12 protein-coding genes are annotated in these 13,632 nt (G+C 73.6%); 7 read left to right on the top strand and 5 right to left on the bottom strand.

The window, feature by feature from the left end; genetic code table 11:
• Positions 1 to 73 precede the first annotated feature (73 nt).
• Positions 74 to 988 carry an NYN domain-containing protein gene (locus JGR68_RS13055; RefSeq protein WP_199362454.1) on the top strand — a complete coding sequence of 305 codons (915 nt, stop codon included), beginning with the start codon at positions 74 to 76 and terminating at the stop codon, positions 986 to 988.
• A 133-nt stretch (positions 989 to 1,121) separates the two neighbouring features.
• Here JGR68_RS13055 and JGR68_RS13050 read toward each other — a convergent pair whose 3' ends face one another.
• Complete coding sequence (locus JGR68_RS13050; RefSeq protein WP_199362453.1) at positions 1,122 to 3,344, bottom strand: primosomal protein N'; 2,223 nt, start codon at positions 3,342 to 3,344, stop codon at positions 1,122 to 1,124.
• A 442-nt stretch (positions 3,345 to 3,786) separates the two neighbouring features.
• Between JGR68_RS13050 and JGR68_RS14085 the strand changes: the two genes are divergently transcribed.
• From JGR68_RS14085 to JGR68_RS13030, 4 genes are all read left to right on the top strand, one after another.
• A complete protein-coding gene (locus JGR68_RS14085) occupies positions 3,787 to 5,298 on the top strand; it encodes a DUF3106 domain-containing protein (protein ID WP_234446523.1) in 1,512 nt (503 codons plus the stop codon).
• A gap of 10 nt (positions 5,299 to 5,308) precedes the next feature.
• Complete coding sequence (locus JGR68_RS13040) at positions 5,309 to 6,673, top strand: MATE family efflux transporter (RefSeq protein ID WP_199362452.1); 1,365 nt, start codon at positions 5,309 to 5,311, stop codon at positions 6,671 to 6,673.
• A 72-nt stretch (positions 6,674 to 6,745) separates the two neighbouring features.
• Positions 6,746 to 8,641: a signal peptide peptidase SppA gene (gene sppA / locus JGR68_RS13035; RefSeq protein WP_199362451.1), complete on the top strand. Its 1,896-nt coding sequence runs from the start codon at positions 6,746 to 6,748 to the stop codon at positions 8,639 to 8,641.
• Complete coding sequence (locus JGR68_RS13030; protein ID WP_199362450.1) at positions 8,638 to 9,426, top strand: SDR family oxidoreductase; 789 nt, start codon at positions 8,638 to 8,640, stop codon at positions 9,424 to 9,426. Before sppA ends, JGR68_RS13030 begins: the two co-directional genes overlap by 4 nt.
• Here JGR68_RS13030 and JGR68_RS13025 read toward each other — a convergent pair.
• Entirely contained in the window at positions 9,423 to 9,662 is a 240-nt protein-coding gene (locus tag JGR68_RS13025) for a hypothetical protein (protein ID WP_199362684.1), read from the bottom strand. The two genes, JGR68_RS13030 and JGR68_RS13025, sit on opposite strands and share 4 nt — an antisense overlap.
• A gap of 195 nt (positions 9,663 to 9,857) precedes the next feature.
• Here JGR68_RS13025 and xth point away from each other — a divergent pair, with 195 nt between their 5' ends.
• Entirely contained in the window at positions 9,858 to 10,658 is an 801-nt protein-coding gene (xth, locus tag JGR68_RS13020; RefSeq protein WP_199362449.1) for an exodeoxyribonuclease III, read from the top strand.
• A gap of 12 nt (positions 10,659 to 10,670) precedes the next feature.
• Here xth and JGR68_RS13015 read toward each other — a convergent pair whose 3' ends face one another.
• The gene (locus JGR68_RS13015; protein WP_199362448.1) at positions 10,671 to 11,420 is read right to left on the bottom strand and encodes a DUF72 domain-containing protein; all 750 of its coding nucleotides are present in this window, start codon (positions 11,418 to 11,420) and stop codon (positions 10,671 to 10,673) included.
• Between the two features lie 157 nt (positions 11,421 to 11,577).
• Between JGR68_RS13015 and JGR68_RS13010 the strand changes: the two genes are divergently transcribed.
• Positions 11,578 to 12,120 carry a DUF488 domain-containing protein gene (locus tag JGR68_RS13010; RefSeq protein WP_234446522.1) on the top strand — a complete coding sequence of 181 codons (543 nt, stop codon included), beginning with the start codon at positions 11,578 to 11,580 and terminating at the stop codon, positions 12,118 to 12,120.
• Between the two features lie 24 nt (positions 12,121 to 12,144).
• On the opposite strand, the gene JGR68_RS13005 is transcribed toward JGR68_RS13010, so the two are convergent.
• Complete coding sequence (locus JGR68_RS13005) at positions 12,145 to 12,819, bottom strand: DUF4124 domain-containing protein (protein WP_199362446.1); 675 nt, start codon at positions 12,817 to 12,819, stop codon at positions 12,145 to 12,147.
• Positions 12,819 to 13,628, bottom strand: a complete 810-nt coding sequence (locus JGR68_RS13000; protein WP_199362445.1) for a DUF4124 domain-containing protein — start codon at positions 13,626 to 13,628, stop codon at positions 12,819 to 12,821. Before JGR68_RS13000 ends, JGR68_RS13005 begins: the two co-directional genes overlap by 1 nt.
• Positions 13,629 to 13,632: the final 4 nt, after the last annotated feature.

The raw sequence follows: 13,632 nt of genomic DNA, 5'->3' as shown, positions 1-13,632 counted from the left end.
CGCGGGCCCGGCGTGTGGTCGCCTGCGCTATTGTGCGCCGACCGCGCCGGTCGGGCGCCACGGGACTTCGCGCATGCCCACGCAGGAAAAGCGCATCGCGCTGCTGATCGACGCCGACAACGCGCCGGCCTCGAAAATCGAGGTGATCCTCGCCGAGATCGCGCGCCACGGCGTGGCCAACGTGCGCCGCGCCTACGGCAACTGGAAGAGCCAGCACCTGGTGGGCTGGGAGAAGTGCCTGCACACCTGGGCCATCCGGCCGATCCAGCAGTTCGCCTACACCAGCGGCAAGAACGCGTCCGACATGGCGATGGTGATCGACGCCATGGACCTGCTGTACGCGCGCAATCTGGACGGCTTCGCGATCGTGTCCTCGGACGCGGACTTCACGCCCCTGGTGATGCGCCTGCGCAACGACGGCGTCGCGGTCTACGGGTTCGGCCAGGAGAAGACTCCGGAGCCGTTCGTGCGTGCCTGCTCGACCTTCCTGTACCTGGAGAAGCTGGGCCAGCCGGATGGCGACGACGATGCCGCGCCCGCCGACGCACCGTCGCCGGCGCAGCTGCAGCACGATGCCGACCTGGTGCGCCTGCTGCGCGGCGCCATCGACGCGACGCAGGGCGAGGACGGCTGGTCGAAGCTCGGTGCCGTCGGCAGCCACATCGGCAACCAGGGCTCGTTCGACTCGCGCAACCACGGCTACCGCAAGCTGAGCGACCTGATCGAGGCCATCGGACTGTTCGAGGTCCGGCGGCAGGGGCAGGTGATCGAGGTGCGCAGCCGCAGGGGCCGGGGACGCAGGCCGCCGGCCGCCGAACCTGCCCCGGCCGTGGCGAAACCGGCACCGGACGCCAAGGCGTCGCCCGCCGCCCAGGCGAAGGCCACCGCTGGCAAGCCGGCCACAGGCCAGGCCAACCCCGGCCGCACGACACGCACGACCAGGACGGCCAAGCGCACCCCCGCCAAGCCCGCCGATCCCACCCTGTAGGAGCGGCTACAGCCGCGATTGCTTGCGTCGGTGGCTGGCATGGTGCCCGCCTCTTCTCACACCTTGATCGCGGCTTTAGCCGCTCCTACAGGTGGTGGCGCGGCGGACCTGCGCGACGTCCGGCGACCCCGCCTCAGTAAAGATCCACCGGATCCACATCCAGCGACCAGCGCACGCGCCTGGCTTCCGGCAGTGCGTACAGCCCCGGCACCACCGCGCCGAGCACCGCGTGCAGCGCGGGCCGTCCGGGCGACACCAGCAGCAGCTGCGCGCGGTGCATGCCGGCGCGGCGGGGCATCGGCGCGGGCACCGGGCCGGCCACCAGCAGTGCGCGCGCCGGCTCCCCGGGCAGCGCCTCGCGGGCGGCGTTGAAGGCCGTGGCCGCGGCCTGGAGGAAGGCTTCCGGCTGGCCGGCCTGCTGGGCCTCGGCGCGCACCAGCGCCATGTGCGCGAACGGCGGGAAGCCCGCGGCCTCGCGCTGGCCGAGCTCGGCGTCGGCAAACGCGCGGTAGCCGCCCGTGACCAGGACCTCGAGCAGGGGATGCTCCGGATGGTGGGTCTGCAGCAGGACCTCGCCCGCGCGTTCGGCGCGGCCGGCGCGCCCCGAGACCTGCACCAGCAGCTGGGCGAGCTTCTCGCTCGCGCGGAAGTCGGCCGAGAACAGGCCCTCGTCGATCCCGACCACGCAGACCAGCACCAGCTTCGGCAGGTCGTGTCCCTTGGCCAGCATCTGGGTGCCGACGAGGATCCCGGGCCCGTCCTCCAGCTTGGCCAGCTCGCGCGCGAGGCCATCCCGGCGGCGCGTGCTGGCGCTGTCGATGCGCAGCACCGGCACGTCGCCGAAGCGCGCCGCCAGCAGCTCCTCGATGCGCTCGGTGCCCACGCCCTGCGGCTGCAGCGCCAGGCTCGCGCAGTCCGGGCAGGCCATCGGCACCGGACGCCGCGATCCGCAGTGGTGGCACTGCAGGCGGCGGCCGCCCCCGTGCACCGTCATCGGCACCGGATGGTCGGGCGTGCTGCAGCGCGCGCAGGCCGCGCTCCAGCCGCAGTCGTGGCACAGCAGCACCGGCGCGTAGCCACGTCGGTTCTTGAACACCAGCACCTGGCCACCGCCGTCCAGCGCGCCGCGCACGGCGGCCAGCAGCTCTTCGGACAGCCCCGCCTGCAGCGGCCGCTTGCGCACGTCGTGCACGCGTACGCGCGGCGGCCTGGCCTCGCCCGCGCGGCTGCGCAGGCGCAGGTGCGCGTAGCGGCCGGCGCGCGCGTTGTGCAGGGTCTCCAGCGAGGGCGTCGCGCTGCCCAGCAGCACCGGCACGTCCAGCGCGCGGCCGCGCACCAGGGCGACGTCGCGGGCGTGGTAGCGGATCCCGTCCTGCTGCTTGTAGCTGCCGTCGTGCTCTTCGTCGACGACCAGCAGGCCGGCGTTCGGCAGCGGGGCGAACACCGCCGAGCGCGTGCCGACCACCACCTGCGCCTCGCCGCGCCACGCGGCCGCCCAGGTGCGCGCGCGTTCGCCATCGGACAGGCCCGAGTGCAGCGCATGCACCGGCACCCCCAGCCGCGCGCGGAAGCGCGCCAGCATCTGCGGGGTGAGCCCGATCTCGGGCACCAGCACCAGGGCCTGCCGGCCGTGGGCCAGGCAGCGCTCGGCGATGGCTTCGAGGTAGACCTCGGTCTTGCCGCTGCCGGTGACGCCTTCGAGCAGCACCGGCGCAAAGCCCTCGGCGGCACGCAGCGCGTCCAGGGCGGCCGCCTGCTCGGCGTTGGGCGCGTGTCCCGGTCCGATGCCGGTGGCCGCGGCCGGGCCGTCCAGCACCACCCGCTGCACCAGCCCACGCTCCTCGAGGCTGCGGGCCGCAGTGCGCCAGCCCTCGACCCGGTCGTCGAGGACGTCTTCGGCCACCGCGCCGGCGCCCAGCGCCTCGGCCAGCCGGCGTGGCCGGCCGCCGCTGCGCAGGCCGGCGCTCGCCTCCACGCCGGCCGCGGTCAGGCTCCAGCCACGCCGCGCTGTGTCGGGCAGCGGCTCGCCGCGGCGCAGCGGCGCCGGCAGCGCGGTGGCGAGCACCTCGCCCAGCGGCGCGTGCAGGTAGCGGGCGAGCCACTGCGCGGTGGCCAGCAGCTCGCCATGGAGCAGGGGCGCGGGGTCCAGCCAGTCCAGGGCTTCGCGCAGGGCGGAGCCCGCGCCGTCGGCCGGCCCCGTGGCGGCGACCACGCCCACGAGCTCCCGCGGACCGAAGGGCACGCGGACCCTGCGCCCGACGTCGCCGGGTCCGGCCCCGCCGCCGCCCGGCGCGAGGTAATCGAACAGCCTCGGCAGCGGCAGGGGAAGGGCGATTCGAAGGACGGTGGCGGGCATCGCGAGAGTCTAGCGAGTCGCCCGGAGCACGCTTGGGGCGGTTGCAGGCCATAGCTGTCTTGCAAACTACGATTCGTCTGCAAGTCCCGGACCGGAAAGGGGATTTGGCTTATCCACACGTTCTGTGGATAAGTCTGTGCATGGTCGTGGGAAGGGGGGCCGGAAGTCGCGTGAAAGCGGCCTCCGCGCTGCTTTGGCTAAAAAATGATCAAACCGCGCATCCCCAGTGTTTTCAAGCACTTGCTCGTGAAACATGCGTGAAGCATTGCTCCACGTACCGCCAGCCCGCGGATCGATGACGATTCCATGACCGCTGTGAACAACCTTCCAAGCGGTGGATCGTGCTTCGGACCGCGCTGGAGCGTGAACTGTGCGCGCCGTCAAGCCCCGGCGCGGGCGCCGGCGGCCGCTATGATGGCGCCGTGCCTGTGCCCGCCCTTCCATGACGCCCCGATCTCCCGCTGATCCCACAGGCGCTCCCGCCTCCACTGCGCTCGCCGCCTTCCTGCGCGGCGTGGAGCGTCGCGGGCTGGTCTTCGCCTGGCTGCTGGCCGGCTCCCGCGAGACCGGTGGGCAGGCTTTGGCCTGGGCGCTGGAGCGCTTCCGGCGCGAGGCCGGCCGGATCGCCTTCGGCGACTGGTCGCGCCACTTCTGGGCCCTGCTGCTGGCCGCCCCCGCGCTGCGCACGCCGCCCACGGCGCCCCGCTGGGAGGCGGGCCTCGCCTGGCTGTCGGGCATCGGCCATGGGCCGCGTGCGGCGCTGCTGCTGCGCCTGGTGGCGGGACTGGCCGAATCCGACGCCTCGACCGTGCTCGGGATCTCGCGTCCGACCTATCGGCTCGGCCTGCAGCGCGCGCTGCCCCATCGGGAGGACGGCAGCGCCGACGTCGAGGCCTGGGAGGCGCTGGGCCGCTCCGCCCAGGAGCTGGTGCGCAACCTGCCGCCCGAGCCCGTGGCCGCTCATGCCCCGACCGCCGATGACGACGATGCGACGCCGACGTCCGCGGGCGGCCGCCGCCCGCTGGGCCGTGGCCTGCGCGTCGCGCTGGCCCTGGTGGCCCTGCTGACCCTGCTGGCGCTGGGCCTGACATTCCGGATGGACCGGCTCCCCGACGGCCTGGACGCCGCACCGGGCCACATCCTGAGCGAAGCCCTGCCCGCGGCCGAGGCGCCGGCCGGCCGCTACGGCGAAGACGACGCGCTCGCGCTCCACCCCGACCTGGCCCTGCTGTTGGACGCGGGGAACGCGGACCCGGCGGCCGCCGATCCCGCCTTCCACGCCTGGTTGCTGGGCGAAGCGGAGGCCGCCGGCGGCGCGACCGAAGGCGCTGACACGCCAGCAGGCGCTGACAGGCCAGCCGATGCCGCTGTGCCCGTGGCGCCCGTCCCGTCGCCCGCGGACGCAGCGCGCATCGACGCCGCCGCCCTGCGCCCGGCCGACCAGCGCCTCGCGGGCCTTGCCCCCACCGCGCGCGGCCAGCTGTCCCGGCAGCGCGACCTCTGGGACGCCCTGCCGCACGCCGAGCGCGGCGAGCGCCGCGAGCGCTGGCTGGCCTGGCGCGACCTTGCCGCGCCTGAGCGCGCGGCGATGCGCGCAGCCGCCGCGCGCTTCGCGGCGCGCCCGCCCGCGGAGCAGGCCGCGCTGCGCGCGCGCTTCGACGCGCTGGACGCCAGCGACCGCCATGGCTGGCTGCTCGGTCCCGACCTCGGCCCGGACTACCCGCGCCTGCATGCGCTGGTCGCGCAGGTGCCCACGGACGCCCGCGCCGCCATGCTCGAGGTCCTGCGCGGGCTCGATCCGCAGGGGCGAGACGATCTGGCGGTGCTGGCCGCGCGCACGCCGCCGCAGTCGCGCGCCGAGCTGCGCGTCGAGCTCCTGGCCACGCCGGCCGCGCAGCGCGGCCGCTGGCTGCGCAACCGGGTGGCGCCGCCGCCCGGCGGCAGCGGACGCTGACGGCCGCCGCATGTCCCGGCCGGCAACGTCTGCGCGCTTCCCGGGTGAAGTGCGCGCCACCGCGGTCCTGGCCGGTCCGCTGGTGCTGGGCCATGTCGCCACCGGCCTGATCGGGCTGGTCGACAGCGTCATCGCCGGGCGCCACGGCACCGCGACCCTGGCCGCGGTGTCGGTGGGCACGGCGATGTTCTGGCTGCCGATGATGATTCCGATGGGCACCCTGATGTCACTGCCGCCATCGGTGTCGCAGCTTGACGGCTCCGGTCGCCGCGACGAGATCGCGCCGCTGTTCCGCCAGTCGCTGTGGCTGGCCCTGGGGCTCGGCCTGCTGCTGTTCGCCCTGCTCACCGTGGCCACCGCGGCGCTGGCGCCGATGGGCATCGCCGGGGACATCCGCCCGGGCGCGCAGGCCTTCCTGCACGGGATCCGCTGGGGCGTGCCGGCGCTGACGCTGTACTACGCCATGCGCTACCTCAGCGACGGCCTGCACTGGACGCTGCCGACCATGCTGTTCGGCTTCGGCGGGCTGCTGCTGCTGGCACCGCTGGGCTGGGCCTTCGCCTTCGGCCGCTTCGGGCTGCCGGAGATGGGCGCCGGCGGGCTTGGCCTCGCCTCGGCGCTGATGATGTGGGCGCAGGCGCTGGGCTTCGCGACCTACCTGGCCTGCTCGAGGCGGTTCGCGCCGCTGGGCCTGTTCGCGCGCTTCGATCCCCCGCGCTGGCCGCCGATCCGCGACCTGCTGCGCACCGGCCTGCCGATCGGCGTGACGGTGGCGATGGAGGGCGGGCTGTTCGTCGTCACCGCGCTGCTGATCGGGCGCCTGGGGCAGTTGGAGGCCGCCGCGCACCAGATCGCGATCAACGTCGCCAGCCTCTGCTTCATGATCCCGTTCGGCCTGGCCGAGGCCACCACGGTGCGGGTCGGCCACGCGCTCGGTGCGGGCGGCGGCCGCGACGGCGTGCGCCGGGCCACGCTCGCGGGCCTGGTGCTGGTGCTCGGAACCCAGGCGACGTCGGCGCTGGTGCTGGTGCTGGGCCACGACGCGATCGCCGCGATCTACACCACCGACGCCACGGTCGCGACGCTGGCCGCGTCGCTGCTGCTGTACGCCGCCGCGTTCCAGTTCCCCGATGGCGTGCAGGTGCTGTCGGCCGGCGCGCTGCGCGGGCTCAAGGACACGCGCGTGCCGATGCTGCTGGCCGCGTTCGCCTACTGGGCGGTGGGCATGGCCACCGGCGCCTGGCTGGGCCTGGCCCTGGGCATGGGGCCGCGCGGGATGTGGATCGGGCTGATCGCCGGCCTGGTGGTGGCGGCCGTGCTGATGGCCGGACGCCTGGTGCGCACCACCGGCCACCTGCCCCGGACGGCGCAGTGACCAAAGGCGGGTGACGCCGCTCCGCGCCAGCGGCGATACTGGCTGCATCGCAGTTCCTGCCCCGGTTGCCCCATGTCCGAATCGCCCCGCAACGCCCCGCGTCGCCGCGGTCCCATCGCCCGCGTCGCCGTGGGCGCGTGGGATGCCCTCAACTTCACCCGCCGGCTGGTGTTCAACCTGCTGTTCCTGCTGCTGCTGGTGGTCGTGCTGGTGGCGATCTTCAGCGCCGAGCGCGCCAAGCCGCTGCTCGAGCGCACCACGCTGGTGATCGCGCCGGAAGGCGCGCTGGTGGAGCAGTTCAGCGTCGACCCGGTCAGCCGCGCCTTCGGCAAGCTCAGCGGGCAGGACACGCCCGAAGTCCGCCTGCGCGACCTGCTGCGCGTGATCGAGAAGGCCGCCGCCGACACGCGCATCGAACGCGTGCTGCTGCGCACCGACCGCATGGCCTTCTCCGGCTACGCCTCGATGCGCGAGCTGGCGGACGCCATCGGCAGCCTGCGCGAGGCCGGCAAGGAAGTGATCGCCTATGGCGACTACTTCGGCCAGGCGCAGTACCTGCTCGCCGCGCAGGCCGACGAGGTCTACATGGATCCCTATGGCGGCATGGTGCTCGAGGGCATTGGCCGCTACCGCCAGTACTACCGCGAAGGCCTGCAGGACAAGCTCGGCGTCGACGTCCACCTGTTCAAGGTCGGCGAGTACAAGTCCGCGGCCGAACCCTATGTGCTCGACCAGGCCTCGCCCGAGGCCAAGGAAGCCGACCTGTACTGGATGAACGACATCTGGCAGCGCTTCCTCGGCGACGTCGCGAAAGCGCGCGGGCTCGACGCCGGCGTGCTGTCGGCGGCCGTCGAAGGCCTGCCTGCCGGCGTCCAGGCCGCAGGCGGCGACCTGGCGCAGCTTGCGCTCGACCAGAAGCTGGTCGACGGGCTGAAGACGCTCGAAGAGGTGCAACTGCTGCTGGCCGAGCGCGGCGAAGCCGACGAGGACAGCGACAGCGGCGTGCGCGAGATGGCCTACGACGCCTATCTCAAGCACGTCACCAGCCCGATGCCCGCCGCCGACACCCGGCCGCAGGTCGCGGTGGTCGTGGCCGAAGGCCAGATCATGGGCGGCAAGCAGAACCCCGGCAGCGTCGGCGGCGAATCCACCTCGGCCCTGCTGCGCGCGGCGCGCGAGGACGACGAGGTCAAGGCGGTGGTGCTGCGGGTGGATTCGCCGGGTGGCGAGGTCTTCGCCTCCGAGCAGATCCGCCGCGAGATCGTCGCGCTGAAGGCGGCCGGCAAGCCGGTCGTGGCCTCGATGGGCGACCTGGCCGCGTCGGGCGGCTACTGGATCAGCATGGACGCCGACGCGATCTACGCCGACCCGTCGACCATTACCGGCTCGATCGGCATCTTCGGCATGTTCCCGACCATCCCGCGCACGCTGGAGAAGATCGGCGTGCGCACCGACGGCGTCGGCACCACGTCCTTCGCCGGCGCCTTCGACCCCACGCGTCCGCTGCAGCCCGAGGTGGGCGCGGTGATCCAGAGCGTGATCGAAAAGGGCTACCGCGACTTCACCGGCAAGGTGGCCACGGCGCGCGGACGCAGCGTCGGCGAGATCGATGCCGTGGCCCGCGGCCGCGTCTGGAGCGGCGCGCAGGCGAAAGAGCGCGGCCTTGTCGACGAGTTCGGCGGCCTGCGCGACGCGCTGGCCAACGCCGCCACGCGCGCGGAGCTGGGCGAGGCGGAGACGTGGGGCGTGAAGTACATCGAGAAGCCGCTGACGCCGTTCGAGAGCTTCGTCGCGGGCATGGCCGAGTCGCGTACCGGCGCGGCGCTGCTGGCACGCAGCGGCATCGCCAATGGCCTGCTGTTGCAGGCGTTGCCGGGAATTTCCGGCGACCTGCGCTTCATCGAACAGGCGCTGGCCCGTGGCGGCCATCCGGTGAAGGCCGTCGCGCACTGCTTCTGCATGCCGTGAGCGGCGTCGACCACCGCCCGCGCTGGCGCCTGGACGGACAGCTGGCGCTGGTGACCGGCGGCAGCGCCGGCATCGGACGCGCCATCGCCTCGGAGCTGCTGGGCTTCGGCGCGCGCGTGCTGATCGCCGCGCGCGACGGCGACGCGCTGGAGGCCGCGCGCGAGGAGCTGCTCGAACAGCACCCCGACGGCGAACTGCGCGCCCTGATCGCCGACGTCGCCGACGACGAGCAGCGGCGCGAGCTGCTCGACTGGGTGGAGGACCAGGGCGAAGGCCTGCACATCCTGGTCAACAACGCCGGCGGCAACCTGAGCAAGGCCTCGGTCGACTACACCGAGAACGAGTGGCGCGAGATCTTCGAGGTCAACCTGTTCAGCGCCTTCGAGCTCAGCCGCTACGCCCACCCGCTGCTCGCGCAGCATGCGGCCAGCTGCATCGTCAACGTCGGCAGCGTCTCCGGGACCACCCATGTCCGCACCGGCGCACCCTACGGCATGAGCAAGGCCGCGCTGCAGCAGATGACCCGCAACCTCGCCTGTGAGTGGGCCGAGGACGGCATCCGCGTGAACAGCGTGGCGCCCTGGTACATCCGCACCCGACGCACCTCGCCGTCGCTGGCCGATCCCGACTATCTGGACGACGTGCTGCTGCGTACCCCGATGGGACGCATCGGCGAGCCCGAGGAAGTGGCGGCCGCGGTCGCCTTCCTGTGCCTGCCGGCCGCAGGCTACGTCACCGGCGAGTGCATCGCCGTCGACGGTGGCTTCCTGCGCTACGGGTTCTAGCCGGCGCGCGGCGGCTCCCGGACGGGCGTGCCGCGGTCACGCGGCGGCGCGAGCGGATCGGCCGGCTGCGCCGGTTCCGGGTCGATCGGACGGTCCGGCACGGGATCGGTCGGCTGGTCGGGCACGGGGTCGATCGGCTGGTCCGGGACCGGATCGATCGGCTGGTCGGGGACCGGATCACGGGCGGGGTGGGGCGCTTGTCCCGGGACTTCGCGCGGGTCGGGCATCGCGGCCATCGGTCACTCCACGTGGGGTGGGGCAGTGATGCTGACGCACGCGGGATGGCATCGGCGTGAACCGGTCATCGAGGCAGTCGACGGCATCCACGCCAGCATCCGCGCACGCCGCTCCGACCGCCGGCACCGCCACTTCACGGACCCGCCATCGCGGCGGCGCTACGGTCATGCGCCCCGCATCGCGTGGAGACGCCGGTGGCGCGCAGCAGGACGCTGAAACTCGCGACCTTCAACGTCAACGGCATCGGCACGCGCCTGCCGCACCTGCTGGCGTGGCTGGACAAGGAAGCTCCCGACATCGTCGCGCTGCAGGAGCTGAAGGCGGTCGACGAGGCGTTTCCGGTCGACGAGCTCGAGGCCGCCGGGTACGGGGCGCTCTGGCACGGACAGTGCTCCTGGAACGGCGTGGCCCTGCTCGGACGCGACACCGTGCCGGTGGAAAGCCGGCGCGGCCTGCCGGGTGATCCGAAGGACATCCAGAGCCGCTACCTCGAGGCCGCGATCCACGGCATCGTCGTCGGCGCGATCTACCTGCCCAACGGCAATCCGTTCCCCGGCCCGAAGTACGACTACAAGCTGGCCTGGATGCGCCGGTTGCAGCGGCATGCGAAGAGCCTCGTCGACCTGCCGCATCCGGTGGCGCTGCTCGGCGACTTCAACGTGATCCCCCACGACAGCGACGTCTACGATCCGAAGTCCTGGCGCAGGGACGCGCTGTTCCAGCCCGAGGTGCGCGAGCGCTACGAGGAGCTCCTGGCGCAGGGCTGGACCGACGCGTTGCTGGAGGTTTTCGGCGAGGAGCGGCCGTACACCTTCTGGGACTACTTCCGCCAGCATGCCGAGCGCGACCGTGGCCTGCGCATCGACCACCTGCTGCTCAATCCGGTGCTGGCGAAGGGCCTGAAGGAGGCCGGCGTCGACCGCTGGGTCCGGCTGCAGGAGAAGGCCAGCGACCATGCGCCGACCTGGGTGGTGGTGAAAAAACCCGCGGCCTGACGGGCCGTGTGCTCAGCCGCGCAGCAGCGCCTGGAACGCGGCTGCGTCCGGAGTCGCGTGGCCGTGCGCGGTGTTGTCGAAGATGACCCAGGCCTCGCCGCGTGGCGCCACGTGTGTGCGCACCCGCGCTGCCAGGTCCGCGCGCGCGTCGGCGTCGTATGCGCTGTAGTAGATCCGCGGCGACCCGTGCCAGCGCCAGTAGCCGAGTCCCGCGTGGCCGCCGGGTTCGGCCGCCTGCGGCAGCGGTGCCGGGTCGGCCGCGACGCGCGCGATGCGGTGGCGCTGCCACAGCGCATCGACGCGCGCAGTGAACCAGCTCGCATGCCGGGCCTCGCAGGCCACGCCGCCCGGCCAGCGGCGCCGCAGTCCCGCGAAGAAGGCCGACGCGACCCGGCCGTCGTAGGCCAGCGAAGGCGGCAGCTGGACCAGCAGGCAGCCCAGGCGCGTGCCGAGCCCGCCCGCCTGCGCGAGGAAATCGTCCAGCAGCGGCAGCGCGCCGCGCAGTCCGTGCTCGTGGGTGATCGTGCGCGGCAGCTTCACCGAGTAGCGGAAGTGCGCCGGGACCGTCTCCGCCCAGCGCGCATAGGTCTCGCGCCGGTGCGGTCGATAGAACGAGGAGTTGATCTCGGTCGCGTCGAACAGCGTCGCGTAGCGCGCGAGCGCGCTGTCGCCGGCGCCGAACAGGCCGCGGTGCGCGCTGGCGATCGACCAGCCGGCGGTGCCGATGCGGATCGTGGACCTGGGCGCGGGCGTTCGGGGCATGGGCAGCACGCGGCGGGCGGGTCGCATCGATAGCAGCCATCCGCGTCCCGGGGCCGTGAACGCGCGCGCCCAGCCGCCTGCCCGGTGCCGCTTCACGCAGCGGGGATGGCGCGCTGCGCAGCATGCACGGTCGTTTCCCTGCGCGGAGGATGTTCGAGTGACCGGGAGGATCTGGACCATCGGCCACTCCACGCGCAGCTGGGAGGAGTTCCTCGAGCTGCTCGCAGTGCACGGCATCGAAGCGATCGCCGACGTGCGGCGATTCCCCGGCTCCCGGCGCTATCCCTGGTTCGCCAGCGAGGCGATGGCGTCGGCGCTGCCCGAGGCCGGGATCGGCTATCGGTGGCTGCCACAGCTGGGTGGACGGCGGCGGGCGCAGCCGGGCTCACCCAACGGTGGCTGGCGCAACGCCGCCTTCCAGGGCTATGCCGACCACACCGCCAGCGCGGAATTCGCCGAGGGCCTGGCGCAGGCGCTGGAGCTGGCGCAGGCGCGGCGCACCGCGCTGATGTGCGCCGAGGCCGTGTGGTGGCGCTGCCACCGGCGCCTGGTCGCCGACCTGCTGGTGCACCGGGGCGTGGAGGTGCTGCACGTCATCGACGCCAAGCCGCCGCAGCCCCACCCGCTCAACGAAGCCGCGCGCCCGGCGGGCACGCTGCTGGTCTATCCGCCGGTGCAGGCCACGCTGTTCGACGGCTGAGCCCGGCGTCGACGGGTGCGCGCCTCAGCCCTCCGGCAGCCCGCAGGTGGTGTCGGACAGGATCGTCGAGACGCGCGCGAAGGCGTCCTGCAGGGGACCGCGCGCCTCCCCGCGTGCGTAGCGCCAGGTGGATTCGATCTCGCGCCCGCGCTGCCGCCAGCCATCGCAGGCTTCACCGTCGGGGATGCGTTCGCAGCGGTCGTACTGCCATTCGCAGGCCGCGCCAGCGGCGAGGCCCGGGTCGCCATTGATGCCGACGGTCTGCAGCGGCACGCACCGCGGTTTGGGTTCGACGTCCTCGCTGACGTAGCGGTCGTTGCCCGGCGTGTGGCAGCGGAAGATCGGCGGCGGCGGCAGGCGGTCCGCATCGGCGATGCGCGCAGGAGCCGGCGCATCGGGGCGCTCGGGTGCCGCCTTCGCGGCCGTGGTTGCGGGGGCCTGCGCCGCGCCCTGGGCCTCACGCGGGGCGGGTGCGGGCGTCTGCGGCACATAGACCGGCATGGGCGGCGGCGGCTCGATGACGGTGCGTTCCTGCCGCGTGCCGGCGGGGCAGGCTTCATCGTTCTGCACGGTCAGCGCGCCCGCGGCGTCGGTGCAGCGGTAGATGACGACCTGCTGGGCGGCCGCGGCGGGACAGGCGCCCGCGAGGGCGGCCAGCGCGGCCAACAGGCCGAGCCGGCGTCGGGTGGATCGAAGCATCAGTACGTCCTGCAGTCGCGATCGAGGCGGGCGTTGAGTCCGCGCTCTTCGACGCGCAGGGTATCGCGCTCGACCTGCTGCGCGTTGAAGAAGCGCCGGCGGATGTCCTCGCGGCGGTCGCGCAGGCGCGCGCAGGTTTCCGCCGGCGGCAGGGCCTGGCAGGAATCGCGTTCGACGTAGCCGCCGATGGCACCGTGCGCATGGCCGCCGTGTGGCGGGCGCGGGCGCGGACCGGCGGCGGCGCCCGGGTCGGGACGCGGTGGATCGGCGGGGATGCTGATGCGGCTGACCGGCGGCGCGCTCAGGCCACTGCCAGGACGGGTGGTCGACCCGCGGGCGCCAATGTCGCCCCGGCCTCCAGCACCCGGGCGCCCTGGCCGGTTCGGGCCGCCGCCGTGCGCGTAGCCTCCGATGGGCCAGCCACCGCCGGTCCACGCCGGGATCCAGCGCTCCTCGCCGAGACCCGTGTCGCTCTCGTAGGTGCTGCCGTCCTCGCGCACGCATTCGTACAGGGGCTGTGCCGCCGGGACGGACACGTACTCCACCGTCGGCCCGCCTGGCGGCATGGACGGCTCCGGGGCGGCCACGCGTGGCGCCGGGCGGCCATCCATCGGACGCACCATGCTGCGGACCTGCTGATCGTCACCGTCGCCGCAGGGGACGTTGCCGATCACGACCTGGCCGTCGGCGCCGGCACAGCGATAGATGGTGACTTCGCCGGCCGTGTCCTGCGCCAGCGCCAGCGGCGCCGACGCCAGCAGGCAGGCGGTCAGCAGCAGCGCGGCGAAGCGGGCAGGAACCGGGCTCATCGCC

The sequence above is a fragment of the Luteimonas sp. MC1750 genome (assembly GCF_016615955.1).
GTDB lineage: Bacteria > Pseudomonadota > Gammaproteobacteria > Xanthomonadales > Xanthomonadaceae > Luteimonas.
The sequence above is the reverse complement of the archived record's forward strand: the minus strand, read 5'-3'. Positions and strand labels throughout refer to the sequence as shown.

Excerpts from the sequence above, each read along its gene's own strand:
- JGR68_RS13055 (WP_199362454.1), top strand. The coding sequence starts at position 74 with ATGCCCACGCAGGAAAAGCGCATCGCGCTGCTGATCGACGCCGACAAC.
- JGR68_RS13050 (WP_199362453.1), bottom strand. The coding sequence starts at position 3,344 with ATGCCCGCCACCGTCCTTCGAATCGCCCTTCCCCTGCCGCTGCCGAGG.
- JGR68_RS14085 (WP_234446523.1), top strand. The coding sequence starts at position 3,787 with ATGACGCCCCGATCTCCCGCTGATCCCACAGGCGCTCCCGCCTCCACT.
- JGR68_RS13040 (WP_199362452.1), top strand. The coding sequence starts at position 5,309 with ATGTCCCGGCCGGCAACGTCTGCGCGCTTCCCGGGTGAAGTGCGCGCC.
- sppA (WP_199362451.1), top strand. The coding sequence starts at position 6,746 with ATGTCCGAATCGCCCCGCAACGCCCCGCGTCGCCGCGGTCCCATCGCC.
- JGR68_RS13025 (WP_199362684.1), bottom strand. The coding sequence starts at position 9,662 with ATGGCCGCGATGCCCGACCCGCGCGAAGTCCCGGGACAAGCGCCCCAC.
- JGR68_RS13015 (WP_199362448.1), bottom strand. The coding sequence starts at position 11,420 with ATGCCCCGAACGCCCGCGCCCAGGTCCACGATCCGCATCGGCACCGCC.
- JGR68_RS13005 (WP_199362446.1), bottom strand. The coding sequence starts at position 12,819 with ATGCTTCGATCCACCCGACGCCGGCTCGGCCTGTTGGCCGCGCTGGCC.
- JGR68_RS13000 (WP_199362445.1), bottom strand. The coding sequence starts at position 13,628 with ATGAGCCCGGTTCCTGCCCGCTTCGCCGCGCTGCTGCTGACCGCCTGC.